Raw genomic sequence first — 26,302 nt, 5'->3', positions numbered from 1 at the left:
GCGAGCACGTGGAAGCCCCGGCACACGACAGACGCCCGCCCCCGAAGGTCCGGGGACGGGCGCCTGTCACTTGCCGGGTTACGGCTTTACCGCTTTACGGCTTTACGGCTTTACGGCTTTACGGCGGGCAGCTTGCCGAAGCCGATCTGGTCGACCTCGTTGTTGCCGCTCCGGTTGTCCAGGGTGACCACGAGCCAGCCCTTCGCCGGCGTGGCCGCGAGCCTCGCCTGGTCGACGGTGAGCTGGATGGTGGACGAGGCGCCGGGGTTGAGCTCCACGTAGGCCCCCGTCGAGATCGCCGGGGCGAAGGCGTCGAACACCGCCGACTCGGTCTCGTCGACGAGGCCCTCGGGAACCTGCGAGAAGCCGGCCGCCGAGTAGGTGAAGCGGGAGGCGCCTTCGGTCAGGCCCACCTGGGAGGCGAGGACCGGCATCAGCAGCGTGCCGCCGTTCATCGGAGCGGTGGCGACCCACGCGTCCACCAGGGACCCGTCGGCCGTGAAGACGAACGTGGCGAACCGGCCGTCGAAGCTACCCGTGGTGACCACGCCGTAGTCCGCGCCGACCAGGAAGTAGTCGGGCACCCCGTCACCATTGGAGTCGATCGGGATGTCGAACTCGTTGGCCGACGCGTTGGACCAGCGGCCCCGGGTGTTGATCGCGAAGACCAGCGCCCGGTCGGTGTCGTCGCCGCCGAGCTCCGAACCGGGGAGCGACTGCACCCCGACCGCGCGGATGTCCATCGAGCCCTCGGCACCCTTGACGTCGGCGGGGTCGGTGATGCCCCAGGCGTAGAAGTCCGCGGCACCGGAGTGCTTACCGTCGTTCTTCACCTTGACGGAGGTCACGAGCCCGCCGTTGCCCGGGGTGTACTTGTCCGGCTTGGAGGAGCTCACCTTGGACTCGGCGTCCGGGACGAGCAGGAACGCGGCCCGCAGCGGGTAGACGCCCTCGGCGGCCTTCCGCGGCGTGGCGGTGACCGCACCCTGGATGTGGACGACCGTGCCGAAGTTGGAGTCCTCGGCGGCGGGGAGCGCGGCCACCGCCTGGGCGCTGAGCGACAGCGTGACCCGCACCGTGCGGCTGCTGTTCCCGTTCACGGTCACGTTCGCCGGGGAGACCGCGACCTGCGCGCCGTAGGACTGGCCGTTGAACGCGGCGGCCAGGTCGTAGGTGACCGAGGCCTTGCCGGTGTTGCGGATGGTGAAGTCCTCGCTCTGCTTGAACGCCCCGCTCATCCTCTGCAGGCCGAACGACAGGTTGCCCGCGTCGTGCTTGGTCTCACCCACCACGGAGGCGCCGACCGCCTGCCGGACGGACACGACGCCGGAGCCGGCGACCCTGGCGGTATAGTCAACGATCTTGGAGGTGGCGTCGGCGGTGCTGACGATCGCGGCCTTGATCTGGCCCGGCTTCCAGCGCGGGTGGGCCTCCTTCACGAGCGCGGCCACACCGGCGACCATCGGAGAGGCCATCGAGGTGCCCGAGATCGTCGCGGGACCCGAACCGGTGCCGACCCCCGTCGAGACGACCGCGACGCCGGGCGCGGTCACGTCCGGCTTCACCGAGCTGGTGCCGTTGCCGGGACCGCCCGAGGAGAAGGAGGCGAGCTGGGCGTAGGCGGGGTTGGGAACGGTCAGCGCCGACAGCGTGGTGCTCTTGCCGTCCAGCGCGGTGGCCGCGGCGCGGTCGGTGCTCTTGATGCCGAGGAACGGGATGGTGACCGTGTACGCCTCACCGGTGTCCGGGTCGGACGTGATCATGCCTTCCAGGGACGGGTAGGCGGCGTCAGTGTTGATCATCGCGACCGCGGCGGCGCCGGCCTTCTGGCCGAGGATGGCCCGCTTGACCCGGGCACAGGTGCCACGCAGCGTGATCACGAGCTTGCCGGCGACGCCACCCGGGTAGGCCGCGTAGTCGGCCAGGTCACAGCCCAGCGACACCGGGCCGGACGGGTAGCTGGTGCGGAGCACCGCTATCGGCAGCGTCCCGGAGGGCAGGGGCGCCTCGTTGGAGTTCTGCGCGACGACCTCGACACCGTCCGCCGAGATCTTCGCGGCGGGCAGCTGGTTGCGCGCGACGTCGAAGGCGGCCACCGAGATGGCGCTCGGGGCGACGGCGGGGGCTCCGGTGATGTAAGCGTTCGGTCCCGAGTTGCCGGCCGAGGCGACGACGGTCACGCCCGCCCGGGTCAGCGTCCGCACGGCCTGCGCGGAAGGCTCGTCGAGACGGCCGAAGGGCGAGCCGAGCGACATGTTGACGACGTCGGCGCCGTCCTTGAGAGCCCGCTCCATGGCCGAGACGATGACTTCCTCGGTCGCCGAACCGTCGCAGCCGAAGACGCGGTAGGCCAGCAGCGAGGCCTTCGGCGCCATGCCGGGTCCGACCTTGAAGGCCCTGGTGTGCGTGGTGGAGTCGTACGGGCCGGTGTAGGTCCTGCCGTCGGCGTCCACCCCGAAGCCCGCCGCGCTGCCCGCCACGTGGGAGCCGTGGCCGTCGCAGTCGAGCGGGTTGGGGTCGGGCTTGGGCGCCGAGTTCGGGTCGTTGCCGTCATAGTCGTCGCCCACGAAGTCGTACCCGCCGATGACCTTGGCGGTGGGGAAGGTACCCGGCTTGATAACGACGCCGTCGTTGCCCTCGAAGTCGGCCGGGTTGCCCGAACCGCCGAAGTTGGCGTGGGTGTAGTCAATCCCGGTGTCGATGATCGCGACCTTGATGCCCGCGCCGGTCTTGCCGAGGTCCTGCCAGGCTTGCGGGGCACCGATGTAGGTGGCGGCGGCCGTGTTGTCACGGCTGAACGTGCGCACCGGGTTCACGGAGACGACCTCGGGGGTCTGCTCGAGTGCCGCCAGGCTGCGCACCGGGATCGTGGCGGCGATTCCGTTGAAGCTGTCGGTGTAGGTGGCGAGGACCTTTCCGCCCTCGGACTTCACCTTCTGTTCGACGCCCTGCTGCTTCCTCTGGAGCGAGGAGCGCAGAGACGGCTTGTCGACGGACGTGCCGGCCTCCTCGGCATCGGCCACGGCGTCACCGACCGGCGTGCCGCTGACCTGGATGAGGACCTTGAGCTGACGGGCGGGATCCAGGGCGGCGGGTTTGAACTTCGTGTAGTTGAATGCGTCCTCCAGATGTTCGAATCTGGACGGGCGGGGGGAGTCTGCGGTCGCCGGAGACGGGATCACCGTCAGCGGAGCGGCGATACCCGCGGACGCGAGCACTGCAAGCAGCAGGCGCCTCTTCACGATCACCTCATGAGGGGATGAAGGAACAGATGTGATCAGAAGCGTGACCCTGTTACACAGGGCGTTGAACCCCTCTTCCGTAACAAAAAGAACACAAGATCCGTAAAGACGGATGTTGAGGGATTAGGCGGACAATTCGCGCGGCAGCGGAGCCGTATTCGACAACGGGATGGCTTGTCAGGGCAAGCCTGACACCATATAGTCGCGATCACTCCGTCAGGCACAGCCTGACAATCCCTGATCTGGAGGACCGCATGCCCGCCCCCTCGCTCGAGGACCAGAAGATCAACTGCTCGTTCTGCACGAAGTCGAAAGACGACGTGGAAAAGGTGATCGCCGGTCCAGGCGTCTACATCTGCAACGAGTGCGTGCAGTTGTGCAACGCCATCCTCGGCACGCAGCCCGAACCTTCGGCGGGGGCCGAGATCCCCTGGCTGGACAGCATGACCGACGAGCAGATCCTCGAGCTCCTGCCGCGCATCGCCACCGTGAGCGCCCAGGTCGACGCCAACCTGCAGGTCTGGGTGGACCGGCTGCGCGACCGGGGCGTCACCTGGGCAAGGATCGGCGCCGCTCTGGGCATGGCACGGCAGTCAGCCTGGGAGAGATTCTCCGGAGAGGAGTGACCGGGGACCGTCCGCGCGAGACGGACCCCGGCTCCATCCGCGGCCGGTGGTGTAGTCGACGCGAGGCCTACCCCTCGGCGGCCGGCCGGTAGGTGCACACCTGCACGCCCGCGCCGCTGGTGGCCGCGGAGACCAGCTCGAGCGTGCGCAGCGCACCGTCGCCGGGGAAGATCGTCTTACCGCCGCCGAGGATCACCGGCATGATCATGAGCCGGAGCTCGTCGACCAGGCCCTCGCGCAGGAGGGTGCGCACGAGCGTGGGGCTCCCCATGACCAGCAGGTCGCCGCCGTCGGTCTCGTGCAGCTTCCGGATGCCGGCGACGGCCTCGTCGCCGGGGATGCGTGTGGTGTTGTCCCACGTCAGCTCGCCGTCGCCGAGCGTCTCGGACACGACGTACTTCGGGATGGCGTTCATCTGGTCGGCGAACGGGTCGCCGGCTCGCTCGGGCCACGCCGCGGCCATCGTCTGCCACGTGCGGCGCCCGAACAGCAGCGCCTCGGCCTTGGTCATCGCGTCGGAGAAGGCACCGCCCACCACCTCCGGATCGAAGAACGGGTGCGACCAGCCGCCGTGGGCGAAGCCACCGTCGGTGTCCTCGCCGGGTCCGCCCGGCGCCTGCACGACGCCGTCCAAGCTCATGAACTCAATGATCACGATACGCATGAGACTCGCTCCTCTGGGGTTGTGCTGCTGAGTTCTGATACCACTGATCTGGACGGGCACGCGCACGCCCGGATCGCCACGGACTGATCGGGACCGGCCGGTCAGCCGAAGCTCTCGGCCGTCCAGGCGTCCCACGCGGCCTGCTCGTCGCGGCCCGCGAAGTTCTGGTGGCCGAGCACGAGGACGTCGCCGCGGGCGGCGCCGGAATGGATGAACCGGTACAGGCCCTCGTCCGCCCGGATGCCCAGGTTGACGGGCAGGTTCGCGTGGTAGACGACCCCTGCGGAGCCGTCCGGGAGCCGGACGTCGTCGCCCTCGCCGACGTCCGGCGTGACGCCCAGCGCCTGGGTGACGGTCTTCCAGACGGCGTCCGGGCCGCCCGCTCCGGGCCGGACGACCGTGGTGACCGACGGGGTGCGGCCGGTGAAGTACGTGAGGTACTGCTTGAGGGTCTCCAGGTAGATGGGCCAGCCGGCCTTCATCGCCTCGAACTCGGTCTCCCAGTCGTCGCCGAGCATGCCGCTCTGCACGAGCCGCAGCACGGTCGTGCCGCCGCCGCGCCCCTCGATGAGGTACTCCAGCGCCATGAACCGGCCGTCGGGGGCCTGCGCGCTGCGGGTCGCCAGGCGGGTGCCCGGCTCGTAGGCGGTGATCGTGGCCCGCTCGGTGTGGCCCATCATCGTGAGGTCGGCGGGACCGCCGGCGGACGTGCCGAGCTCGGTGCGTCCCATGAACCAGGAGTCGACGCCCGGCCCGGTCGCGATCGCGTCCCAGACCTGCTCGGGAGTGGCGCCGAGCTCGATCTCCTGGCTCAGCTCGAACGGGTGCGTCATCAGGCTTCCTTCATGCTCGGGTGGACGGCGACGACGATCCGGTGGTCGCGGCCGTGCTCGGCGGACTCGTCGTGGTACTTCGACACCAGGGCCGTGACGGCCCCGGCGAGATCCTTGGTGAACGCGGCCCGGTCGGCGGCCGAGGCGAAGCGCACCTCGCCGTCGATCGCGAAGGTCGCGACGCGCTTGCGCGCCCGGGCGGCGCCGGTGATGAGCGCCCCGACGTCGCGGACCAGCCGGGCCGCGACGGCCAGCAGCCAGCCCGCCGACAGCTGGTCGGGGGAACGGGCCGGGTCGGGCTCGACTGACGCCAGCGCGGCCGGGGAGATCACGTAGGAGGCCGCGGTCGCACGCATGATGCGTTCGTTGACGTTGCCCTTGCGCCGCTCCTCGATCATCTCGACGAGCCCGTGCGCCTCGAGCGTCTTCAGGTGGTAGTTGACCTTCTGCCGGGGCAGGCCGACCTTGGCGGCCAGCATGGTCGCGGAGCCGGGCTCGCTCAGTTCGGCCAGCAGCCGGGCCCGGATGGGGTCCAGCGAGACCTCGGCGGCGGCCGGGTCCTCGATCACGGCGATGTCCTGCATGGCCACAAGCTATAGCCGACAAATTAACTTGTCAAGGACATTATATTTTCCGGTTTGTCGGCCTTCCCCGGGCTCAGGTCTGGGCGAGCCCGCAGGAGTCGGCGCCGGCCTCGATGATGTTGCCGCCGTAGGTAAGAGGGACCGGCACACGCTCCCCGAGCTCACCTACGGAGCCAGTTGCCGGCTACCGGATCATCAGGTTGAGCATCACCGTCAGGAGGACCGAAAGCAGCAGGGACACGACAATCATCGTCAAGCAGCCGGCCCAACCGCCAAGAAACCTGATCTCCGTGTTCCCGATCCGCATGCCATCGCGCTACCCGGCGACGGCCGAGGAAAACCGGCTCCTCATCAGCCGGTAGGCGGATCGGCGAGCCCCGCGCGGTCGAAACGCTCCATGAGGCTGGGCTTACGCAGATGCTCCTGCCGCAGGATCGTGAAGCGCCGCGTAAACCCGTCGAGGCGGTCGGCACGCTGGGCCACAGCCCGCAGATCCTGGAGAAGCTCGACGGCCGCGTCGTATTCGGCCGCCTTCTTGGCGCCGATCATCGTGTCGACGCGCAGCCAGGCTCCGTCCTCATCCCGGGCCAGCGTTTCCAGCCACTTCTCCCGGGCCAAGGCCCGCTCCCGTTCGGCCGGTGCCGAATGGGCACTGCGGACATGGGAGCTAACGGTCAGCACAACTGCAGGTCAGCGGCCATTCTGATCATGTAGTTGGGGTTCAACTCGGGCCGGCGACGAGACCGCCTATTCGATCCTCGAAGACCTGAGCACCGGCGACGACTTCGCGGCCCTGGCGGCGACCGTCATCCTGGACTTCCGGCCCTAGCTCACATCGGGCCGTCCGTCATCGTGGCGACGGCTCGCGGTGAACCCCTGAATCGCCGCCGTAACCAGATTGACCAGCGCCGCCGCCAGCGGAACCCACTCGGTGAGATCGTGCATCTCGTATCCTTTCTTCGTCGGTGGGGTCAATGGCAGCGGCGGGCGTGAACTCCGGCAGCAGATGCGAACGAACCCGGATAAGCCCCCGCGTCGACATGCGGATTCCGGAAGGATCGGCCAAGTCCGCCGAAGTTCGGCCACAGCCGCCGACCTGGCCAGCATCGGAGCGTCGCGTTATGCAACAGCAGCCGGATCCGGCCGGGGTGCACACTCTCCCGGAACTCGCCGAGGCGCTTCAGACGCTGCGTGCGGGCCGCACCTACAAAGACCTCGACCGGGCCGCCGCACCGGAAAGGCTGCCCAGCAGCACCCTCAGCGACATGCTCAACTCGGGCCGTTCCACGGTCGAAACCCTGGAACTGTTCCTCCGGGCCTGCGGCGTGCCCCGCGAACAGCACGCGGCCTGGCTGTCTGCCCGGGAAAGGGCGACGAGCGCGAACCTTCCAGGAACAGCCGGTCTTGTACGAGTCGCGGATGCCGACCCCCGAAGACTGGGCGTCCACGCGGCGATCGACGCACCGGGAGCAACCGGCGACCTCCCCGCCTACTTCACCCGGGACACCGACCTCGACCCGAAGGGCATCCGAGCCCGCATCGCCCAAGCCACCGAAGGACGAGGCGGCATGATCGTGCTGGTCGGCTGGTCATCGGTCGGCAAGACCCGCTGCGCCTACGAGGCGATCCGCGAACTGTTGCCTCAGTGGTGGCTCCTGCACCCGGCCGACGCGGAGCAGATCCGCCAAGTCGCGCATCAGCCGCCAGCCAGGTTGGTGGTGTGGCTGGATGAACTTCAGCGTTTTCTCGGCGGCTCTGACGGCCTTACCGCCGCAATCGCGCGTGCTCTGATGGACAGAGGAGCACTGCTGGTCGCAACCCTCTGGCCCGACCGATACACCACGTACACGATCAGGCCGAAACTGGGGCAGTCAGACATTAATGCCACAGAGCGGGAGCTTCTCGGGCTGGCCTATGTCATCCACCTAGACCAAGCTCTCGCTGCCGGCGAGCGGCAACGGGCGGAAGAGGTGGCCCACGACGACGCGCGCGTTGCCCTGGCCCTCAATTCGCAGGATTACGGTCTCACCCAGGTCATTGCCGCCGCACCACAATTGATCGATCACTGGAAAAGCGCCGATCCCTACGCGGCGGCGGTACTCAACGCCGCTGTCGATGCCGCACGACTCGGTGTGCAGTCCCCGCTGTCCGCCGACATGCTACGAGCCGCAGCACCGGGTTACTGCGACGCTCGCCAGCGCGCGATCGCGCCAGCGAACTGGTTCGAGACCGCCCTCGCCTACGCCACAGCCGAATTGCGCGGTGCCGCCGCGGCGTTGGCTCCGGTGGCCGATCCTGACAGGATGGGCCAGACCACAGGTTATGTGGTGGCTGATTACTTGCAACAACGCGCTACACGCGATCGCCGTTTGGTTGAGGTGCCCGCCAAATGCTGGCAGGCTCTCGTTGAATACCTCAGCGATCCATCCGACCGGGCACGCGTTGGTGAGGCTGCCAGTAATCGGGTTCTCTTTCGATACGCCGAGCCACTGCTCTGTTCTGGCGGACAAGCGGGAGCAGCCTATCTTGGACTAATGCTAGTCGGCCAAGGGCGGCTGCAGGAGATCGCCGATTTCTGGCTCGATCCGAAGCATGACGATAAAAATACCGCTTTTGAGGTGGGGTTCTGGCTGTCGCTCGCCGGTCAAGAACAGGCTCTGAAAGAGCGTGCGGATGAGGGTGATGAGGGCTCCAGGTACCATCTGGCGGCACTTTTGAGGGAGCAAGGCCGATTCGACGAGTTGCGTGCCCGTGATGATGCCAGCGGAACATATGAATCACAGGAACTCAACCGTTTGTTGTTCGAGCGGGGACAACTCAACGAGTTGCGGGCACGTGCGGAGGCTGGAGACGAATGGGCGGGCAAATATGCGGCTCGGTTGAAAATCGAAAAGCTTATGGACGCAGGGCGATTGGACGAGGCGAGCGAGTCCCTGAAGCTCCTCGACCATTCCCTTGGCGAGGGAGCCGCCTACCGCCTTGCCGAGCTACTCGCCGAACGAGGCCGCGAAGCCGAAGCAATAACGCTGCTACGCCCGATAGCCGACGAGCCCGACAGCGCGGCAGCTCATGACTTGGCCCAGTTATTGGCCGCTCAAGGCCATGAGGAGGAACTCAGACAACGGGCCGATGCCGGTGATGAATTCTCCAGAGATGCGCTGGCCCGTCGGTTGGCGGCACAAGGCAGGGAACGGGAGCTACGGGATCGCGTCAGGGAAGGTGACGGGTTCGCTCGCGCCAGATTGGCCGAACTGCTGGCAGAGCAGGGACGTGAGCGTGAACTGCGTGAGCGGGCCGATGCCGGCGACGACGACTGTTCCCGTGAATTAGCAGGATTGCTGTACAGCCAAAAACGGACCCAGGAGATGAATGTTCGTGCTCAGGCGGGGGATGCGGCCGCCGCTTCATTGCTCGCCCGCACCCTCTACGAGCAGGGCAGGGAGAGCGAAGCGCTCGACGCTTGGCGTCTGCTCATCTTGGCAGGCGTGGTAGATGCAAGACCTCAGTTCTTTCATCTGCTGAAAGAGAAGGACGAGGTGACCTACAAGCACATCCTGCGATACGGCCTGTCACCGGAGGAGTGAACCGGCAGGTTCCAAGCCGTGCGCAAGTCGCCTCTGACAAGCTGATCCCGAAATTTCGGGAAGGATCACCGCGTTCGGGATTGTTCGCCCCTGCCAGCACAACTTGTGCGGCGGGTTGTTCGCGGAGTGGATGGCAACCTGTGCGGCCTCTGCGTCGCCCTACGCGACGAGCACGGGCACGCCGCCCGCCTCGTCACCAACTACGACGGCCTGCTCGCCTCCGTCCTCACCGAGGCCCAGACACCGGTCATGCAGATCGCGTACGACTGAGGATTGTACTCTTGGCCGTACAGGCTCAGCCGGGCGTCCGGGTTCTGCGCGAGCAGGTGCTCCTCGGCCAGAGCAAGCATGCCGCCGGTGCCGGCGGTGGGGTCGTAGAGCGTGCGGACGATGTTTGCCTCGCCCAGGGCGGCGTCCTTCTCGGCGAAGAGTAGGTCGACCAGCAGCCGGATCGCGTCGCGCGGCGTGTAGTGGTCACCGGAGGTCTCGTTCGCGGCCTCGTTGAACTTGCGGATGATGTACTCGAACGCATCCCCCATGTCGGCGTTGGACACGACATCGGGGTGCAGGTCGATGGCGCCGAAGGACTTCACGATCTCGCGCAGGAGACCGGCCTTCTCCAGGGCGATGATTTCCTTCTTGAAGTCGAAGTACTCGAACACATCGACATCGGCGGAGAACCGGTCGATGTAGTCGACGAGGTTGTCTTCGAGCCCGTCCGCGTCCTGCAGCAGGTTGGCGAAGCTGTACTTCGAGGTGTTATAGAACGGCCGGCTGGTGGCCTTCTTGACCTCGATCCGGAGCCGGTTCGGGTTCTCGTATGCCGCAGCCAGGCTTCGGACGGTCTTGCGGTCCGGCTCCAGGATGCAGTCGAGGCGCCGAAGGATCGTGAACGGGAGGATCACGTTCCCGTACTGGTTGGGGCGGTAGAGACCCCGAAGCTAGTCGGCGATCGACCAGATGAAACTACCGAGCGTGCTCACAAGGCTCCTTACGGGAATCGCTCAACGTGCATAATTACGCTGACCCACTGGGGTAGTCGCGCCCACGCGAGGCAACACACGTCCGCTGACAGGGCGTCATGAAGCCATCTTCGCGCACCTCGGCCTCCTACGTACCCGGGAAATCAGGCCCGCCCGCACCGTAGCGGAGGGGGCCGACACAAAGCGCGAGCAACGAGAGGTCAGGCGTCTCAGTGAACTTCGCGCCTGCTGGACGTGAAACGGCCCAACACAACCGGGAACCTGGCTGCTGTCTCGCTTGCTCCTCTGAGTGGTCCGCCGAGTTCCAAGACACCGTCGCCGCGCCGGCGCCCCGACGCGTTGCCGAAAAGGCTCACCTTGCAGGTACGGGGGCGGGCTTCCCGGCGGACCACCGCCATGAGTATGGGCCAGGAGAATGAACAGTGTCGAGCCGGTTTTGGGAGCCATCCTGGGAGCCAAGGGCCTGTAGGTCCCGACCCCACCTGGACCGATATGAACGAGCGGATCCTTCACGACCTGCGCGGCGAACTGGTCTGAACGCTCCTGGCCAGCGTTTGGGAACCAGTCAGTCGTCCAGGGCGGCCACCGCCGACGTGATGAGGTTGCGGGCCGTCTTGCCGTACACCGCGAGCTCCGCCATCTTCGTGAATACCTTGCCGTACATGGCGATCTCGTGGGGCTGCGTGATCGTCAGATGCTCCAACACCAGTTCCACGGTGACCTCATCGTCGTCGAACATGAAGAACGACTCCGTGGGCCACATGCGGGAGCGGTCGGCCCCGAGGGGGGATGATGCCGAGCGACACTGACGGCATCGCGCTCGCGGTGAGCAGGTGACCGAGCTGGGCGGCCATCGCCTCACCGCCGCCGATGGGAGCGCGGAGAACGCTCTCCTCCAGCACGACCGCGAATCGATGGTCGCCCTCCTGGACCACCCGCTGCTTGTCCAGGCGCACCTGTACTGCCTCAGTCACGTCGTCAGGGACGTTCCGGCGCAGCATGAGCGCCGTAAGCCCCGCCGCGATGTAGGGGCCGGTCTGCAACGGCCCCGGGATCAGCTTGGATGAGTAGATCCGGAATTGCCGTGTCTGCTTCCACAGAGGAAGCACTGCCTCTTGAGCCTGGCGCAGCCCGTTGCGCTCCATGTGCCGCCACTCGACGAACATGCCCTCGATCGTCTCCAGCGAGGCCACCAGTTCGTTCGCCTGCTCCGGCGCACCGCAGTGGCGACACCAGATGCGGATGTCGGCCGCGGCCGGGCGTCGGCGGGCGTGCTCGATGCGGCTCACCTTGGAGGCGTGCCAGCCTGTCAGTCGCGCGAGATCACGACCGGACAGGCTGGCTTCTTGCCGAAGGTGGCGGAGTCTCGCCGCCAGGAGTTCGAGCGCCTGCTGAGCGCCGGAGGACGTTGGGCGCACGGGCTCAGGCTGGCCGATAGTCCTCGTGCGGGGTGGCACGCTGCCATACGGCCTCGAATGCCTCCGCCTGCTGCTTGACCACGATGGGATCGGTGATGAGCTCCTCTCCCACCTTGTCACCCACCCCGCTGAAGTAATGAACGAGCAGCGTGCTGCCGTCGAACAGCCAGAAGTCGTTCGCGGGCAACATCAGGTCCGTGGCCTTTCGGCGGGGCAGCCATCGCACATGCTCCCCCGCCCGTATGTTCGGGACGGTGACGTCGTACTCGTATTGGATGTAGGGGCTGATCGGCTCCGATACGACGCGCGCTCGCTGTACCTCAACGCCCCGGCTTACAGCGTCGACGATGTTCTGCAGCCATGGCCGCCACCACGAGGAACGGTCATCCAGGTCGATCCTGTGCCCGGATTGCCAGGCGCTGAGGCCGGGATCGTTCAGGGTATAGCCGTCGCGCATCTCCAGGTGCCAGGCAGAGCGCTGACAGGTGGTCAGGAGTTGCTTAAGCGTCGCTGTTGCCGCCACCGGCTACCTCCGGGAAGAACTGCATCATGCGCTTGGGGAAGCGGATCAACGTTTCGCCCTCGGGCATGTCTCCCACATGCTGGAGAGTGGCGGTGTCGGTGAGGGTGAAGCCCTGCAGGATGTAGTCGTCGCCGTCCTCCCAGACGGTTGGCGAGTCACCGTCGGGGCTGTCGGGATCCTTGCCGAGGAACCGGAGTGCCATGAGCCCGGCATGGCGAGGAGGGCGAACCGATCTCCAAAGCCCAGCAGGGCTAGGCACCAGATCGGGGATCGTCCTCAAGAACTCGTCCGCGCAAAGCCTCCAGTTCCCGCCCCAGAGCGCCCGACCCGACGAGCATCAGGGCGTGTACCGCGCTCACCTCCCGGGCGGATGCCCATATGCCCGATCCGCGGGCCTGGAACGGGAGGACCTCGATCGAGTGGACCCGGAAAGCGGCCGGGTCCAGGTATCGCATGCCCCCGGTCCCGCACAGGTAGGTTGTGGCGCCTGTCAGCCAGGCCAGGTCGGCCAGGCGCTGCGAACGTTCACCGGGTGCGAGCAGATCGCTGCTGTGCAGGATCTGCCCCCGCCACCCGACCTCCTCCAGCAGCAGGCGCGTGGACAGCTCCGTCACGTCCGCCAGTCGATCCGTGCTCTCGAACGCGGCGAGTACGGGTTCGAGCCCCCTCTTGAACGACGGCCAGTAGGCACTGTGCCGGTAGTGGTCAGCGAGGAGCTGAACGACACGGCGACGGCAGCGGGAGGGATCGGCCAGGCGCGCTCCGCGGATGGAGGTGGAGCGGCCGTATGGCAGATGGGTGGAAATGGAGAGCCACTGCGGCTGCCACGAGCCGTCGAGCGAGGCGAGGCGCGCGCGGTGCTGGTAGTCCCTGCGTGCGAACTGCACGTCGTCCAGGACGATCCAGTAGTCGGCGGCGAACAGCTTGGCCAGCGTCACCAGTCGGGGAAAGAGGTTGGGCTGGTGGATGGCGCACACCTCGCCATACGGCAGGTCAGGGCGTAAGGAGCCTGCTGTCGAATCCGGCGCGGAGAAGAGCCTGGTAGGCGTCATGGACCTCTCCTGGGACGGGCTGCTTGATGGCGTAGCCGAGCTTGGGGTACTCGATCACGCGCTGGAGGTCGCCGACGAGCATGTCGATGACCAACTTCGGATCACCGATCGAGCTGACGTAGTCATCCAGCTCAAGCGGCTCGGAGGCGCACACCACCTCGACCTCGGGCCATACCTTTCGTGCCGTGGCGTAGGCCCGGCGCTCCATGTACGGCTTGGAGATCAGGAGCACCGAACCGGGCCGAATACCCGCATCGGCCAGCACCTGGCGGGACAGTGCGATGTTCTGGCCGGTATTGGTGGCGTTCGGCTCCAGCAGAATCGCCTCGTCGGACATGCCGAGGTCGAGCGCGTGCTCGCGGTAGTGGACGGCCTCGCCTCGGGGGAAGCGCGCCGCCGTAGTGGTGCTGGTGGCGCCGGAAAAGACGAGCAGCGGGAACCAACCGGCGCGGTGCAAGTCGACCGCCGCGCGTGCCACCCCCAGATCGTGGCTGCCCAGACCGATGGCCACGTCACACCGGCTCAGGTCGTGGTGCATCTGGTGGTAGTCCCAGATGGTGTAGGCGTGCTGCCACTGCTCGTCGGTGATGACCTGCTGCTTGACGCTCACTCGATTGCTCCCTGGTCGCCGTGGCAGAGGGAGGCGGATCTCCCCCTGGATGGTCCGCTGGATGCCCTCGATGCTGCGCAGTTGGTGCGCGAGCCCGTGCTGCGCGGCCTCACGTGCGGCACGGTCGAGGATCACCACCCCATCATCCACGGTGGCCCGATCCGAAAGCAGGACGTGCCCGTAAGCCGTCTCCAGCCGGACCCGCTGCATGGGCGCATCGGTGACTGCGGTAGCGCGGGCGAGGTCGATCAGGCGTAGCGCCTCCGAGAGGTTCCCTGCGCCACGGTGGGCCAGAGCGAGTTTCTGGTGCGCGACGGACCAGTCCTCGGGTTCACCGAGGTTCTCGAACTCGCGGATGGCGGTCGTCATCAGGCGGGCGGCGTAGTCATTCTTGTCGTTCTTGCTCAGGGCGGTCCCCACCCACAGCCGGGCTCGCGCCCTATCGCGCGGTGAGAGCCGGTCGTCCACCGCCAGCGCCTCATATTCCTTGGCGGCCTCGTCCAACCGGCCCCCCATCTCGGCGACCACCGCCAACGAAAGGTCGAGCTGCGCGATACGACGGGGGATGTCGAGCTGTCCGTAGATCGATCGGGCGTTGAGGTAGGAGCGGCGAGCGGACAATGGGCCGGCGACTGCTCCTTGGTCGCGCTGGAGGTCACCGAACAGCGTCGTCGATCGTGCGAACAGGTAAAGACCCTTGTCGTCCAAGGCGTGCGGGTCGTAGCGGGTGAGCCATCGGTTCAGCAGGTCGGTGGCGTAGCTGAAGCTCTGGCGGCTGAGGGCGACCACAGCCCGGTCAAGGTCGTCCGTCCAGGTCTCGTAGTCCCAGGCCCGTGGTCCCACCCGGGTGACTCTCAGCCCTTGGTCCACGTCCTGGCCGAGTTCCAAGAGCAGCGTCTCGAACCGCAGGTGAGTTGCCGAATTCGCGCGGGCGAGCGCGGTGTCCAGGATGGCTTGGGTATCCGGACGTGGCCGAGTAGTGGTACCGAGCTGGTCCCACTTCGCCACGGTGCGGGGAGCCACGCCGAGGTGCTGCGCGAACACCCGCACGCTCATCCGCAAGGCTCGGCGAAGTGCACGCGCTTCGAGGCCGGTCCACTCATGCACGGTCGTCACGTCGCTGCTCCCTTCCACGGCCATGGAAGCACGTAGAGGTACCGAGGGCCTACGGAAGTGCAACGCAAGTGCGACAGCGGGTCGTATCCAGCGGGGGCGGGGCTGGCCATGCTCAAAGAGCGGGCCATCAGCCCCGACCACGGTAAGGACGGCTACCTTGTGGACACTCACCGAACAACACAATGTGGACGGCCCGGTCGTCTACGGGTACCTGCGGCTGCATCGTTCGACGCCCGAGCGGCACGCCGCCCTGACGGTAGCCCTCGCCCAATACTGCGAGCAGCACGAACTGCAGCTCTGTGGCATCTTCACCGATCGAGGGGCCGCATCGTCGGACGACCCGGCCTTCGCCGGCCTGCTGGACGTCCTTCTCATGTCCGGCGCCTACGGGGTGGTTCTGCCCACTACGCACCACCTGGGCGAGAAGCCCGTCGCGACTCGGCGGCGGGAACAGCTGAACGCGATTGGGGCGCGGCTGCTGGTCGTGCGGGGAGCCCTCCGTACCACTGGCTCTTCCGCCGGCCGACCGGTCGTGACTCTGGCCCGCGCCGTTCCGCATGGCCAACTCGAACCAACTCGCCAAGGACCCCATGATGATTGACACCTTCGTCGCACCACCGCCCGGCTGCGAATTCAACCCGAACGTGCCAGCGGTAGAGCGCACGTACGCCGCGCTCGCAGGCTCCGACAAGGACGGCTTCGAGGCCGACCGTGCAGCCGCCAGCAAGCTGAAGGGGGCGATTCCTGGGGTAACCGAGGTCGTCCAAAAGAACGCAGCGGCTATCGCGCGGGCTGTCGCCTCCCCGTACACCTTCGTGAAGTGCTCGATGCAGCCCCGGTATGACCCCGGCGCCGTCGAGGTCGCCAAACTGATACAGGCGCGGGCGCCCCGCTGGGTTGTCCTGTGGCGCCCGTACTGGCGGGTCCTGCAGGCGTGGGAGTGCTCCGACCCGCGGCTATGTCGCACCGTCATTGGGCGCAGCGCCACCGAGCTGTGGCAGCGCATGCAGGAAGCTGAACTTGATCTCTGGCGGGCCTCCCCGCGCGTCATGACCGCGAACCGGCCACCCACCACACCCGTCCCGGGTGGCCGTGAGGATCTGCCAGAGGCGGCCCCGAGACGATCACCGGACCCGGCAGCATCCCGCCGGCCCGGAAGACCTCGGGGCCCCAGACCACACCAGAAGGGAGCGCATCGTGTTCACGTACAGTGACGCGTTCCCGGCGGTCGCCGCCGGGTGGCCGTGTTGCTTCTCCTCGTCTTGGCGTGGACAGCCGAGCAGGCTCACAACGTGCGGCCGTCCACGTACTCCGGCGCGGGCCCATGCCCCTACCTAGCGCCCATGCTGCCCTGCGCCGCCTACGACCCGCCGCCCACGATGTGCCCCGGGAGGCCGTCGTGGGCGGCGGGCTCCAGACCCTGGCTGGGCCCTTCCCACGTGGCGAGTGCGCAGGCTCGCCAGCGGGTCGGCCAGGCGGGGGAAGGCGGGCACCCTGTCGAGGAGTGCAGGTTGTCCGCCTTCCTCCCCCAGCGGGCCGCACGCCCCGTGGAGAGAGCAGACGAGGATGACGAGAACCCGCCAGCCGCAGGCGGTCAAGCAGGAGGGCCCCACCCCCGAGTGGGAGCCGTACACGTCACACGGCGCCATCCTCCGGGTCAGACACACCTCGTGCTGCGGCCGGTACGAACTGGCGTCGGAGGGCGGCGAGTTCTTCGTGCTCCGTCCCGCCGACAGGCGTGGGCACGAGCAAACCAGCCGAGGCCAGGCCTACCGCGACGTCATCCAGATGTATGCCGCCCTGGTGCGCAAGCACCACCTTGACCACACCAGCCGTGGCGAGTGGTACGAGGCCGACCCATATGTGAACCAGGCGGAAGCGGGCTGACTATGCCCCTGCCGGCTGGCGTGGACACCCCACGTCAGGAACCCGAAACAGGACAAGGAGTAGAGACATGAGCACTCTGACCCCGGAGGAGACCGCCACGGTCGACACGGGAGAGACGTTCGACCCGTTCGCCCTCAACATCGAATTCATCGAGAACACCCCGGCGGCCGACACGGTGCTGATGTGCAGCACCGGCGACAACTGCGGGACCTCCTGCCCGAGCGCCTGCACGACCTCGTAGTCCGCGGGGCGCGGGTCCGTACGGGCCCGCACCCCCCTTTCCCCAGAACGGAGCGTGAGTGATGACGCGGTCGCGGCGGACCCTGTACCGGTGCACGGGCGCCGGGATGCTGCGCGCGGCGGTGAACCTTTCCGCCCCCGCCCTGCCGCAGTGGCCGGGGCCCGCCGCGTCCCCCGAGCAGTGGCGTTCCTGGCTCGGCCCGATCTGGGCCGATGACACGTTCCGGCGCGCGGTCTCCAGTGCCAGCCTGGACCTGGCCCGCCAGGTGGAGGCAGTTCTGGACGGGCGGTTGTTGAACGCTCGCCGGGCGCGTCGCGCCGCACTCGCGGTCGCCCGGTACGCCATCAGGTATGAGCACCGGTCCACGCCATTCGGCCTGTTCGCCGGCGTCTGCCTGGTCGACTTCGGCGAGACATCCGCCGTGCTTGTCGGGGATGAGCACGAGATCGTTACCCGAGCCGCCCCCCGGGCGCTGGACAAGGTGATCAGCACCCAGGAAGCCAGCGGCGTGTCGATGGCGGCCGTCGAGGTGTGCGTCAACAACCTGGTGTACGTGCGCGGCGGCCGCGTCTTCGTGCCGTCCGAGGGCGCGTCGGAGTTCTCCCTCGCGCTGACGCCTGCGCTGACGCTCGTTCTCCAGGCGGCCAAGTCACCCATCCGGTATGCGGCGCTCGCGGGCAAACTCGCCGCAGAGTTCCCGCAGGTGGAAGGACACCGCCAGGCGGCGTTCCTCGCGGAGCTGCTGCGGCTTCGGCTGCTGCTGTCGGCGCTGCGTGCCCCCGCCACGATCGTTGACCCGGCAGCCGTCCTGCCTGCCGTCGCCTTGGACGCCCGCGATCGGGAGGCGTGCGTGGACCTACGGCTGGACGCCAAGGTTCGACTACCGGAGACAGTCGCGGTCGAGATGGAAACCATAGCAACCGTGCTGGCCAGGCTCGCGGCCAATCCAACCGGCACCCGGGCGTGGCGGCGCTACACCGAGCAGTTCGCCGCCCGATGGGGCGAAGACGCCGAGGTCGGCCTGGAGCAGCTCGTTGACCCAGACAACGGGTTGGGCCTGCCTGACGGGTTCGGCTCGGTGTCCGAGCCGCCACGACCGATGTCGCGGCGCGACCGGCTGCTGTTGGATCTCGCAGGGACCGCCGCCATCGAACGCCACCGGACGGTGACCCTGTCCGAGCCGCTCATCGAGGAGCTGGAGGCCGCGAGCGGTTCGCCCGCGGCCCTTGCCCCGCACTTCGAGGTGTGCGCACAGGTCCAAGCCCGTTCCCTCCCAGCGCTCGACCGAGGCGACTTCCGCGTCCGCGTTCACACCGTCTCCAGGGCGGCAGGAACGATGACGGGACGATTCCGGCACCTGTTCCCGCAGGCCGCCGAGCAAGTAGCCCTTCCCACGGTTGACCCTGTGGCGGAACTGGCTCAGTTGTCGTTCCATCCCTCCCGCGTCGAGGCCGACCTACTCACGCGCACCCCGCAAGTCCTGCCGAAGCTGGTCAGCGTCGGAGAGCACCGGGGCAGCGACGCCACGGTGTTCGTCCCCTCTGATCTGGTCGTAGGTCTGCGCGGTAGCCACCTCTACCTCGCGGTGGCCGCCACCGGGGAGCGCCTGGAGCTGCTCGCGCCGACCGCGCTCAACTTCATGTGGAACAACTTCACCCCGCCGCTGGCCCGGTTCCTGGCCGAGATCAGCCGTGCCGCGACTCCGCAGGTGACCTGGTTCGACTGGGGTGCGGCGTGGACGCTGCCGTTCACGCCGGGGCTGCACTATCGGCGCAGCATCGTCGTTGCCGCCCGCTGGCAGCTTCGGGCCCGCGCCCTGCCCGGCCGTGCGGCACCCCTGGAGGAGTGGGCCGCGCAGCTGCACGCCTGGCGCGGCCGGGCGGGTGTGCCTGACCGTGTGCTCCTGGCCATGGACGATCAGCGCCTGCTGCTGGACCTCACCGGGGAGATGGACCTGGACGTGCTCCGTACGCACCTGTGCGGCTCCCCTATCGCGGTGCTCTACGAGGCGCCGCCGCCGGACGTGGATGGATGGATCGGCGGGCGGGCCCACAGCATCGTCGTCGCGGTCAGGGCGGGCCGGTGAGCCCGCCCACGACGCAGGCCCTGGCCGAGGGCGCGCTGGGGATAGCGTTGCTGCACATCGAGCGCGGCAACCTTGCCGCAGCCCGGCCTCTGCTGGTCGAGGCGGTCGCCGGCGGCGTCAGCACAGGCTCCAACGCTTCTCTGTTCCACGGCGCCCCGGCCCTGGAGTTCGTGCTTGGCCGTGCCGGGCGCGCCGACCAGACCGTTCAGACGGCCGTCGACCGGGTCGTGGCTGCCCGGCTCGCCGCGGCCCGCTGCCGACGAAAGGCGACCCGGCTCCCGACACTGGCAGAGTTCGATCTCATCCGGGGGCTCACCGGGCTGGGGGTGGTGCTGCTTGCCCGAGCAGGCTCGCCGCCGCCGCTGCTGCAGGAGGTGCTGGCCTACCTGGTGACGCTGGCAGTCCCGGCCGAAGCCGATGCCCAGGTCCTGCCCGGGTGGTGGTCGCCAGACAGCCCCACGCATGAGGAGATCACCGGTGGCCACGCGAACAACGGGGTAGCCCACGGCATCGCTGGCCCGTTGGCGCTGCTATCTCTCGCCGCCCGCCGCGGCGTCCTGGTGGAAGGCCAGATAGGCGCCATCAAGACGTTCACGGCCTGGCTGGAGAAGTTCGGCTCCTTCTACTGGATCACCCTGGACCCGCTCGCCGCTGAGGCGTTGCAGGCGCCGCCCCTGCGCCCCTCCTGGTGCTACGGGGACCTTGGTATCGCCCGCACGCTGCAACTGGCAGCCTGCGCGCTCGGCGACGACGCCCGCAAGCAGAAGGCCGAAGAACTCGCCATCTCCGCCCTCACCGACCCGGCCCGCCTGAGCCGGGTCACCGATGCGTCCCTCTGCCACGGCTGGGCCGGGCTGCTGACCGTCACGACCGCCCTCGCCGCCGACAGCCGTACCCCCGACCGGTTCGCCGAGCCCATCCGGCAGACCCGCCAGAGGTTAGAAGCGGGGATCCCCGCACTGTCCAAGCCCGGGTTCATGGAAGGCCGAGCCGGAGCGGTCATGGCGCTGAAGGGCTCCAACGTGACCGGCTGGACCCGCGCCCTATTGATCAACTGACCCGCCGCCACAACCGCGCAGGAGCGAACCGAGGACATGGACTGGAACGACGAGAACCTACCGCTGCCCGACGAACCGAAGTGGTGGCACGCCACCATCCGCTTTCCCGGCGATGCCGGAGCGACCCCGAAGGCTGCGACCGCACTCGCGGCCGCGCTGTCCGGCTGGCGTTTCCACTTCCTGCGCAAGGAAGGCAGTCTCCGGCTGCGCACCGAGAGGCCCGCTGCCGACCTGCTCGATCAGCTCGTCGCCGACGAGGTCGCGGCCGGTTGGGTTGGCGGCATCTACGAACCGGAGATCGAAACCTTCGGCGGCGAGCAGGGTATGGCCATCGCCCACGAGGTGTGGTGCGCCGACAGCCCCGCGGCCTTGGCCGAGACCGGCAACCCGTACGCCCGCGAGCGGTGCATCCTGCTGCTCTCCACCATGAACCGCGCGGCGGGCCTCGACCCGTTCGAGATCAGCGACGTGTGGGCGACATTCGGCAACCTCCGCCCGGCAATCGACCCACCGCAGGCGGCCTACCAGGCGTCTGCGATCACTGCCATGCGGCGCCTCGTGCACACCGACGCCGCCAAGCGGGACACCACCGAACCCGGCTGGCCTGACCGCGTCGCCGCGTTCGAGGACGCCGGCCGCCGCCTGGCCCGGCTCGCGACCAGTGGGCAACTCCGGCGGGGGCTGCGCGCGGTCCTCGCCCACCATGCGATCTTCGCTTTCAACCGCGCGGCCACACCCGTGGCCGAGCAGGCTGCCGCGGCCTGGCTGGGCTGGAACGTCGCCTTCGGAGACGGCAACCCGGCCACCGTGTCTAGCAGTCAGTCCGCACCCGTAACCCTTATTTTCAAGAGGATGGAGAGCACCATCACTACGACTGACCCCGCCGAGCTGCGCAACACCATGGTGGACAAGCTCACCGGCTCCGGCCACCTGCGCACCCCTGAGATCATCGACGCCTTCCGGGACGTCGAGCGCCACCGGTTCATCCCCGAAGTCGAGGTCGTCGCCGCCTACGTCGATGACGCCGTGTCGGTGAAGAACGACCGAGACGGCGAGATGATCTCCTGCATCTCCGCGCCGTCGATCGTCGCCACCCAACTGGAGCAACTGGGCGCAGAGCCCGGCCACAAGGTCCTGGAGGCCGGGGCGGCCACCGGCTACAACGCCGCTCTCCTCGGGCGGCTCGTCGCCCCCGGCGGCCGCGTGTGGACGGTGGACGTCGACACTGACCTCGTCAACACCGCCGCGAAGCATCTGGCCGCTGCTGGCGCGTCGAACGTGACCGCGCTGCTGGCCGATGGCGCGGCCGGTCTGCCCGAGCATGCCCCGTTCGATCGGATCCAGTTCACCGTGGGCGCCGGTGACATCCCCCTCCCCGTCCTGAATCAACTGGCCCCGGACGGCCGTCTCGTCATCCCGATGCGGATCCGTGGCAGTATCTCCCGCTCCTTCGCCTTCGAGCGCGATGGCGAGACCTGGAAGACCGTCTCCTGCGAGATGGCCACGTTCGTCCCGCTGCGCAAAGGCGTGTGTGACGACGTCCGTACGGTGGTCCCCATGGCCGGGGAGGGCAATGTCCGGCTGGAAACCTACGGTGAGCAGCTCGTGGACCGGGATGCGATGCGGACCGTCCTGGACGAGCCCTCCCACCAGGTCTACACGGGCGTGAAGCTCCGGCAGGGTTCACCCTGGGAGTGGGTCTATCTGTGGTTGGCGTGCGTCCTGCCCAACGGCTTGTCTCGGGTACCTGGCCGGCGGCCCGGGTTCACCCCGCATTTCGGGTGGGGTTCGATGGCGGCGCTCGACGGCGACAGCCTGGCCTATCTGACCGTCCGCGAGGGTGAAGACACCGTGGGCCGGTTCTGGGAGATCGGCGTCATCGGTCACGGCCCGCGCGCCGCCGACCTCGCCGAGCAGGTCGCCGCCGCGATCCAGGAATGGGACCGCGACTACGGCAACGACGCCCCGGCCCCCGGCTTCCGCATGGCCACGGCCGCCAACCGCGACCTGCTGAAGGCCGCTGACTCACGCTTCGTCATCGACAAGACCAACAGCCGACTTGTCATCGACTGGCCGTAGGAAGGGGAGCAGCGTGATGAACCCTGCGATCGCCGCCCGTATCCCGCTGGTCTGCCGCCCCAAACCCCCCGGGCTTCCACTGGACAAGCGCATTGCAGAGCTCACCGCGCTGACCGCCGAAACACCCGGCGCGGACCACTCCAAGCGGGTGGCCCGCGCCTGCGGTGTTTTCAACTTCTCCGCGCTCATCGCCTCCGACAGCGGCATGCCCGACCTGGCAGCCGAACTGTGCTGGCGGCAGCACAAGGTCTTCGCCGAAGCCGAGAGCCTGGACCAGGACATCGCCGTGATGTCGCTGATGCCGCTGGTGAACATCGCCCGACTCCTGATCCGCGAAGGTGAAGGTAGCGCTGCCTTCGCGGTGCTGCAGCAGTTGTACCGGGCCGCCGAGCAGCGCGGCGCCACCGTCATCCGCGATCACGCCGTCGACCTGTCGCCGTTGATCCGGACCGTCACAGACCATCGCACGATCTGTACGGAGCTGTGGGTCGCCCTGCTGATCGACGGCGCCAGAGCCCTCGCGAGCGTCGGCCGTTGGACCAAGGCAGCCGAATCCATGGCCGCGCACCGCGGCGTCGGTCAGCGGCTTCTCGACGGCCGCCAGCTCACGATCATGTCGCTGATGGAACAGGGCCTCCCGCAGCAGGCCGCAACCATGATCGACTCCAGCGTTCCTACAGAGCCCTGGGAGAACGCCGTCGCCGCCATCCTGCGCGTCTACTGCCGTCCTCCGACCACGCCGACACCACAGGACGAACTGGACCATGCGGGGCGGGAAACTCTCGCGCTGATCACCGATCCCGACCCGATGACCGCAGCGTTCCGGACTCGGCTCGCCCTGACCATGCTCGACCTGACCGCCGACCGACCCACGGCATATGACTCCGACCTGCGGTCCACTGTCGTCGGCGTGGCCTGCACGGACGCCTATGCTGCCCGAGAGGTCATGGGACACCACGGAATGCGCTCCCGCATGACCCCGCAGCAGGAACAGGAAGTCGCCAGCGTACTCACCGCCTCGGGGTTCGGCGCCGGGTACCTCCCAGCAGCCCACCGGGATGCCCTCACTGCCGCAGTCCGTCACGGCGAGGACAGCCTGCGTGCCCTGCTTGCCGAGCTACACGGAGCGGCCTGAGCCGACCTATGATCGCTACTCCGGCCGTGGTTGCGAACCCCGCACTCCAATCACGGCAACCGCCCGGCGCAGGCCCGAACCGGGCGGCGCGGCCGTGGGACGATGCTACTGGAGAGTCCACCCCACGGCCTGGCGGGAGCGCACGCGCCGGAGCTGATGGTCACGACCCGGCATGGTGAAGCCTGGCGGCCTAACGCGCAACCAACCGAGGACGGCGGGCGGGTAAGACCTCAATGGCGGCCCGGCGCTGAATTCCCAGCGCGTTAGGGGATGTGCTGCAGGGTGGAACCGTTCCAATAGAAGTGTGGGGCCTGGGTCCACGCCACCGGGTAATGAGGCAGTGGGACGGCCTCGGGAATGGCAGGACCAGGCAAGCGCTCGCCCGTTTGGCCGTTTACCCAAGTGGTGGCCACCGGCGTAGGCGCCCAGTTGGGATCGCCGACCAGGACCGCGGCAACGGTACCGGGTGGTAAAAAGACCGATCCACCAGGCGAGGGGATACGCCACTCTCGTTCCCAACTGAAGTCCATGACGCTTCGCCCATCGGTGCGGATGGGATTGCCCCAGACCTGGATCTCAGCGGGCCACTGCTGGTGGACGGCTTCCGGTATGTAGGCGATGGCGCCACCCCCAGCGGCGATGACACCACTGCGACGGAGGAAGATACCCCACGGTGACATGCCACGCTCGGTGAGCATGTGAAACAGGTGAGGTCCGGGGCTCTCCGACAGGCAAACGGCCGGAACGCTGGCGCGGAAAGGAACGAAAGCGCGGAGAGTCTGCGTCCTGAGGATGGCGTCCAGGCGTTGCTGAGGGGTCATCGCCTTGATGTCCGTCGGGACAGTGGGAGTGAAAGTCGAGGTCGGCCGGCGACCACAGAAATGAATCAAGAGATCGCTCTGGCCAGGGCCAGTCGCCGCCAAGAGCGGTGACAACGCCGCGGTGGTCGGGTCCGTCATGCTGCTAATGATCCCGCTTTGCGTCCCCTTCTGGGCACCTGTTATAAGAGCCCTTCCGGACGGCAACGCCTTGGATCTGGACGGGAGTCACCGCCGTCGACCTCGGCCTGACTGGCTACCACCGGGTTTTCCAACGCGCGACTCTAGCGGGTGCAACCTCGAGGTCTAGCGGCTGGAACTCTGCCCTGACCTGCGGCCTAGTACGGCAGCCGTCATTTGCTGGATGAGCTGGGATGATCCGCCACTGACCGATGCGATCTTGTGATGGCGATCCTGCACAACGAGAGCAGCCGCTCATGTCATGTCCGTGTGACGAGTACAAGATCGAAAAAGGCTGCTGCCCTCATCGTAGAGTCCGCGCGGGTACAGCGGAACACCGAGCAGCGCATGAGCGCGCTGGCACCGATGTTCGCCCGGGTCGAACCGCGGACGCAGACTGTCAAGTACATCCGTGCCGTGATGTCCGACCTGCCCAAACGTAACAGCTGGATGATCGCCGAGTGGATCGGTGACCGCAGCCCCGATGCCACTCAGCGGCTGTTGAACCGCGCCGGCTGGGACACCTTGGGCGCGATGAGCGCCGTGCGCCGGTTCGCCATCGCCGGCCTGGACGCCGCCGCCCGGCCGGGCAGCCTGACCGTGGGGGTGCTGGATGGGTCCGGTCAGGAGAGAAGGGCAGCGCCACAGCAGGGGTCAAGCGCCAGCACATGGGCTGCGCGGGCGGCATCGGCAACGGCATCAACACCGTGCACCTGGCCTATGTCCGCGCTGAAGCCAGCCACGCGCTGATCGGTGCGCGCCATGGATCCCCGCCGAGCAGATCAGCGACCCGGTCAAGGCGATCACCACCGCGCTGTCCCTGGAGCTGACCTTCGCCACCAAAGGCGAACTGGCCATCAACCTGCTGCGCGAGGCTTACGCCGATGGCGCGCGTCTGGACTTCGTGGCCGCTGTCCGAGCTACGGGGGGAAACTCAATTCTATCGAGTTGAGTCCGGGAGTCGCCACCTTGCGCGCTCATTCCGGGCATGAGACGTCCATCCATGGGGCATCGACCCTGCTCAGGGGCTAGGCGAACAGTTCAAGTCCCCCTGCATGCTCCACGCCAAGAAGGGCGACAAGCTCGCCGACACGACGCAAATCCTGAAACCACTTGCCTGCGGTGACATTGCGGTGTGATCTGGTGACGTGCAGCGATGGGACAGGTTAAATGATCGTCAGTTGACGGTGTTGCAGCGGATCGGGAAGAGCCAGGAACCGGTCAGCGCAAAGACGCCGGAGCTGGCTAGAACGGTGTACGCGCTTCGTGACCGCGGCTTGGTCACCACGCCGCGAAAGGACGGATTCTGGCAGGCCGAGATCACTGAGGCTGGCCGCTTCTATCTGGAGCATGGCCATCACCCGGACCGGCCAACTCCAGGCACAGTGAGCAGTGCCATCGTTGCCCGTACACCAGGCGCCTCCAGAACACGCAACGCCGGTCAAAGCCCCCTCGGCCTGGCCGAGGAGCTGACCGAACGCCTACAACTGAGGGGCTGAGATCATTCCGGACAGCGGAATCTGCGGTTGTTGACTACGCAGCCGATTGAAGTGCCGCGTACTCGTCGAGAACTTCGAATGGCG

At 67.7% G+C, this 26,302-nt stretch carries 24 protein-coding genes and 1 pseudogene; 11 read left to right on the top strand and 14 right to left on the bottom strand.

From position 1 onward, the window contains the following. Positions 1-110 precede the first annotated feature (110 nt). Complete coding sequence (locus tag ACIN94_RS05310; RefSeq protein WP_400700027.1) at positions 111-3,248, bottom strand: S8 family serine peptidase; 3,138 nt, start codon at positions 3,246-3,248, stop codon at positions 111-113. A 248-nt stretch (positions 3,249-3,496) separates the two neighbouring features. Between ACIN94_RS05310 and ACIN94_RS05305 the strand changes: the two genes are divergently transcribed. Further along, positions 3,497-3,868: a ClpX C4-type zinc finger protein gene (locus tag ACIN94_RS05305; protein ID WP_400700025.1), complete on the top strand. Its 372-nt coding sequence runs from the start codon at positions 3,497-3,499 to the stop codon at positions 3,866-3,868. A 67-nt stretch (positions 3,869-3,935) separates the two neighbouring features. On the opposite strand, the gene ACIN94_RS05300 is transcribed toward ACIN94_RS05305, so the two are convergent. The 4 genes from ACIN94_RS05300 to ACIN94_RS05285 all read right to left on the bottom strand — a co-directional run bounded on the left by ACIN94_RS05300 (position 3,936) and on the right by ACIN94_RS05285 (position 6,567). Then, positions 3,936-4,532: a dihydrofolate reductase family protein gene (locus tag ACIN94_RS05300; RefSeq protein WP_400700024.1), complete on the bottom strand. Its 597-nt coding sequence runs from the start codon at positions 4,530-4,532 to the stop codon at positions 3,936-3,938. A 101-nt stretch (positions 4,533-4,633) separates the two neighbouring features. After that, a complete protein-coding gene (locus tag ACIN94_RS05295) occupies positions 4,634-5,365 on the bottom strand; it encodes an SRPBCC domain-containing protein (RefSeq protein WP_400700023.1) in 732 nt (243 codons plus the stop codon). Then, positions 5,365-5,949 (bottom strand): ArsR/SmtB family transcription factor, encoded by a 585-nt coding sequence (locus ACIN94_RS05290; protein ID WP_400700021.1) that lies wholly within the window; start codon positions 5,947-5,949, stop codon positions 5,365-5,367. The genes ACIN94_RS05295 and ACIN94_RS05290 overlap by 1 nt, the downstream gene beginning before the upstream one ends. 351 nt (positions 5,950-6,300) lie before the next feature. Then, the gene (locus tag ACIN94_RS05285; protein ID WP_400700019.1) at positions 6,301-6,567 is read right to left on the bottom strand and encodes a hypothetical protein; all 267 of its coding nucleotides are present in this window, start codon (positions 6,565-6,567) and stop codon (positions 6,301-6,303) included. Positions 6,568-7,070: 503 nt separating this feature from the next. Between ACIN94_RS05285 and ACIN94_RS05280 the strand changes: the two genes are divergently transcribed. After that, a complete protein-coding gene (locus ACIN94_RS05280) occupies positions 7,071-9,533 on the top strand; it encodes a hypothetical protein (RefSeq protein ID WP_400700017.1) in 2,463 nt (820 codons plus the stop codon). Positions 9,534-9,733: 200 nt separating this feature from the next. Here ACIN94_RS05280 and ACIN94_RS05275 read toward each other — a convergent pair whose 3' ends face one another. The 8 genes and pseudogenes from ACIN94_RS05275 to ACIN94_RS05240 all read right to left on the bottom strand — a co-directional run bounded on the left by ACIN94_RS05275 (position 9,734) and on the right by ACIN94_RS05240 (position 15,235). Then, positions 9,734-10,072 carry a class I SAM-dependent DNA methyltransferase gene (locus tag ACIN94_RS05275; protein WP_400701626.1) on the bottom strand — a complete coding sequence of 113 codons (339 nt, stop codon included), beginning with the start codon at positions 10,070-10,072 and terminating at the stop codon, positions 9,734-9,736. 54 nt (positions 10,073-10,126) lie between these two features. Next, a pseudogene (locus ACIN94_RS05270) lies at positions 10,127-10,462 on the bottom strand (type I restriction-modification system subunit M N-terminal domain-containing protein); the annotation flags it as partial. 619 nt (positions 10,463-11,081) lie between these two features. Further along, a complete protein-coding gene (locus ACIN94_RS05265) occupies positions 11,082-11,255 on the bottom strand; it encodes a hypothetical protein (RefSeq protein WP_400700015.1) in 174 nt (57 codons plus the stop codon). Beyond that, entirely contained in the window at positions 11,239-11,934 is a 696-nt protein-coding gene (locus ACIN94_RS05260) for a Scr1 family TA system antitoxin-like transcriptional regulator (protein WP_400700013.1), read from the bottom strand. Before ACIN94_RS05260 ends, ACIN94_RS05265 begins: the two co-directional genes overlap by 17 nt. Positions 11,935-11,938: 4 nt before the next feature. Continuing rightward, positions 11,939-12,457 carry a DUF6879 family protein gene (locus ACIN94_RS05255; RefSeq protein ID WP_400700011.1) on the bottom strand — a complete coding sequence of 173 codons (519 nt, stop codon included), beginning with the start codon at positions 12,455-12,457 and terminating at the stop codon, positions 11,939-11,941. Next, complete coding sequence (locus tag ACIN94_RS05250; protein WP_400700009.1) at positions 12,435-12,659, bottom strand: hypothetical protein; 225 nt, start codon at positions 12,657-12,659, stop codon at positions 12,435-12,437. The genes ACIN94_RS05255 and ACIN94_RS05250 overlap by 23 nt, the downstream gene beginning before the upstream one ends. Positions 12,660-12,708: 49 nt before the next feature. Continuing rightward, on the bottom strand, positions 12,709-13,509 hold the full coding sequence (locus tag ACIN94_RS05245; RefSeq protein WP_400700007.1) for a WbqC family protein: 801 nt from the start codon (positions 13,507-13,509) through the stop codon (positions 12,709-12,711). Further along, positions 13,451-15,235 carry an ElyC/SanA/YdcF family protein gene (locus tag ACIN94_RS05240; RefSeq protein ID WP_400700005.1) on the bottom strand — a complete coding sequence of 595 codons (1,785 nt, stop codon included), beginning with the start codon at positions 15,233-15,235 and terminating at the stop codon, positions 13,451-13,453. Before ACIN94_RS05240 ends, ACIN94_RS05245 begins: the two co-directional genes overlap by 59 nt. A gap of 157 nt (positions 15,236-15,392) precedes the next feature. Here ACIN94_RS05240 and ACIN94_RS05235 point away from each other — a divergent pair, with 157 nt between their 5' ends. The 7 genes from ACIN94_RS05235 to ACIN94_RS05205 all read left to right on the top strand — a co-directional run bounded on the left by ACIN94_RS05235 (position 15,393) and on the right by ACIN94_RS05205 (position 23,721). Next, positions 15,393-15,836: a recombinase family protein gene (locus ACIN94_RS05235; protein WP_400700003.1), complete on the top strand. Its 444-nt coding sequence runs from the start codon at positions 15,393-15,395 to the stop codon at positions 15,834-15,836. A gap of 965 nt (positions 15,837-16,801) precedes the next feature. Continuing rightward, a complete protein-coding gene (locus tag ACIN94_RS05230) occupies positions 16,802-17,122 on the top strand; it encodes a hypothetical protein (RefSeq protein ID WP_400700001.1) in 321 nt (106 codons plus the stop codon). Positions 17,123-17,189: 67 nt separating this feature from the next. Then, positions 17,190-17,363 (top strand): FxLD family lanthipeptide, encoded by a 174-nt coding sequence (locus ACIN94_RS05225; RefSeq protein WP_143121300.1) that lies wholly within the window; start codon positions 17,190-17,192, stop codon positions 17,361-17,363. A gap of 61 nt (positions 17,364-17,424) precedes the next feature. Further along, on the top strand, positions 17,425-19,449 hold the full coding sequence (locus tag ACIN94_RS05220) for a lantibiotic dehydratase family protein (protein WP_400699998.1): 2,025 nt from the start codon (positions 17,425-17,427) through the stop codon (positions 19,447-19,449). Next, entirely contained in the window at positions 19,446-20,507 is a 1,062-nt protein-coding gene (locus ACIN94_RS05215; RefSeq protein ID WP_400699996.1) for a lanthionine synthetase C family protein, read from the top strand. The genes ACIN94_RS05220 and ACIN94_RS05215 overlap by 4 nt, the downstream gene beginning before the upstream one ends. Before the next feature lie 36 nt (positions 20,508-20,543). Beyond that, positions 20,544-22,586 carry a methyltransferase, FxLD system gene (fxlM, locus tag ACIN94_RS05210; RefSeq protein WP_400699994.1) on the top strand — a complete coding sequence of 681 codons (2,043 nt, stop codon included), beginning with the start codon at positions 20,544-20,546 and terminating at the stop codon, positions 22,584-22,586. 16 nt (positions 22,587-22,602) lie between these two features. Beyond that, positions 22,603-23,721: a hypothetical protein gene (locus tag ACIN94_RS05205; RefSeq protein ID WP_400699992.1), complete on the top strand. Its 1,119-nt coding sequence runs from the start codon at positions 22,603-22,605 to the stop codon at positions 23,719-23,721. A gap of 263 nt (positions 23,722-23,984) precedes the next feature. Here ACIN94_RS05205 and ACIN94_RS05200 read toward each other — a convergent pair whose 3' ends face one another. After that, the gene (locus ACIN94_RS05200) at positions 23,985-24,680 is read right to left on the bottom strand and encodes a hypothetical protein (protein WP_400699990.1); all 696 of its coding nucleotides are present in this window, start codon (positions 24,678-24,680) and stop codon (positions 23,985-23,987) included. Positions 24,681-24,944: 264 nt separating this feature from the next. On the opposite strand from ACIN94_RS05200, the gene ACIN94_RS05195 reads away from it, so the two are divergent. After that, complete coding sequence (locus ACIN94_RS05195; RefSeq protein ID WP_400699988.1) at positions 24,945-25,469, top strand: hypothetical protein; 525 nt, start codon at positions 24,945-24,947, stop codon at positions 25,467-25,469. Between the two features lie 431 nt (positions 25,470-25,900). Continuing rightward, a complete protein-coding gene (locus tag ACIN94_RS05190) occupies positions 25,901-26,218 on the top strand; it encodes a hypothetical protein (protein WP_400699986.1) in 318 nt (105 codons plus the stop codon). Positions 26,219-26,302: the final 84 nt, after the last annotated feature.

The organism is Streptosporangium sp. NPDC087985, from assembly GCF_044741965.1.
Taxonomy (GTDB): domain Bacteria; phylum Actinomycetota; class Actinomycetes; order Streptosporangiales; family Streptosporangiaceae; genus Streptosporangium.
This window is presented reverse-complemented; position numbering and strand designations above follow the sequence as displayed.

Coding starts and splice junctions, on each gene's coding strand:
- ACIN94_RS05305 (WP_400700025.1), top strand. CDS start 3,497: ATGCCCGCCCCCTCGCTCGAGGACCAGAAGATCAACTGCTCGTTCTGC.
- ACIN94_RS05300 (WP_400700024.1), bottom strand. CDS start 4,532: ATGCGTATCGTGATCATTGAGTTCATGAGCTTGGACGGCGTCGTGCAG.
- ACIN94_RS05295 (WP_400700023.1), bottom strand. CDS start 5,365: ATGACGCACCCGTTCGAGCTGAGCCAGGAGATCGAGCTCGGCGCCACT.
- ACIN94_RS05290 (WP_400700021.1), bottom strand. CDS start 5,949: ATGCAGGACATCGCCGTGATCGAGGACCCGGCCGCCGCCGAGGTCTCG.
- ACIN94_RS05280 (WP_400700017.1), top strand. CDS start 7,071: ATGCAACAGCAGCCGGATCCGGCCGGGGTGCACACTCTCCCGGAACTC.
- ACIN94_RS05275 (WP_400701626.1), bottom strand. CDS start 10,072: ATGGGGGATGCGTTCGAGTACATCATCCGCAAGTTCAACGAGGCCGCG.
- ACIN94_RS05265 (WP_400700015.1), bottom strand. CDS start 11,255: ATGTTCGACGACGATGAGGTCACCGTGGAACTGGTGTTGGAGCATCTG.
- ACIN94_RS05250 (WP_400700009.1), bottom strand. CDS start 12,659: ATGGCACTCCGGTTCCTCGGCAAGGATCCCGACAGCCCCGACGGTGAC.
- ACIN94_RS05245 (WP_400700007.1), bottom strand. CDS start 13,509: ATGACGCCTACCAGGCTCTTCTCCGCGCCGGATTCGACAGCAGGCTCC.
- ACIN94_RS05230 (WP_400700001.1), top strand. CDS start 16,802: ATGACGAGAACCCGCCAGCCGCAGGCGGTCAAGCAGGAGGGCCCCACC.
- ACIN94_RS05225 (WP_143121300.1), top strand. CDS start 17,190: ATGAGCACTCTGACCCCGGAGGAGACCGCCACGGTCGACACGGGAGAG.
- ACIN94_RS05220 (WP_400699998.1), top strand. CDS start 17,425: ATGACGCGGTCGCGGCGGACCCTGTACCGGTGCACGGGCGCCGGGATG.
- fxlM (WP_400699994.1), top strand. CDS start 20,544: ATGGACTGGAACGACGAGAACCTACCGCTGCCCGACGAACCGAAGTGG.
- ACIN94_RS05205 (WP_400699992.1), top strand. CDS start 22,603: ATGAACCCTGCGATCGCCGCCCGTATCCCGCTGGTCTGCCGCCCCAAA.
- ACIN94_RS05200 (WP_400699990.1), bottom strand. CDS start 24,680: ATGACGGACCCGACCACCGCGGCGTTGTCACCGCTCTTGGCGGCGACT.
- ACIN94_RS05195 (WP_400699988.1), top strand. CDS start 24,945: ATGGCGATCCTGCACAACGAGAGCAGCCGCTCATGTCATGTCCGTGTG.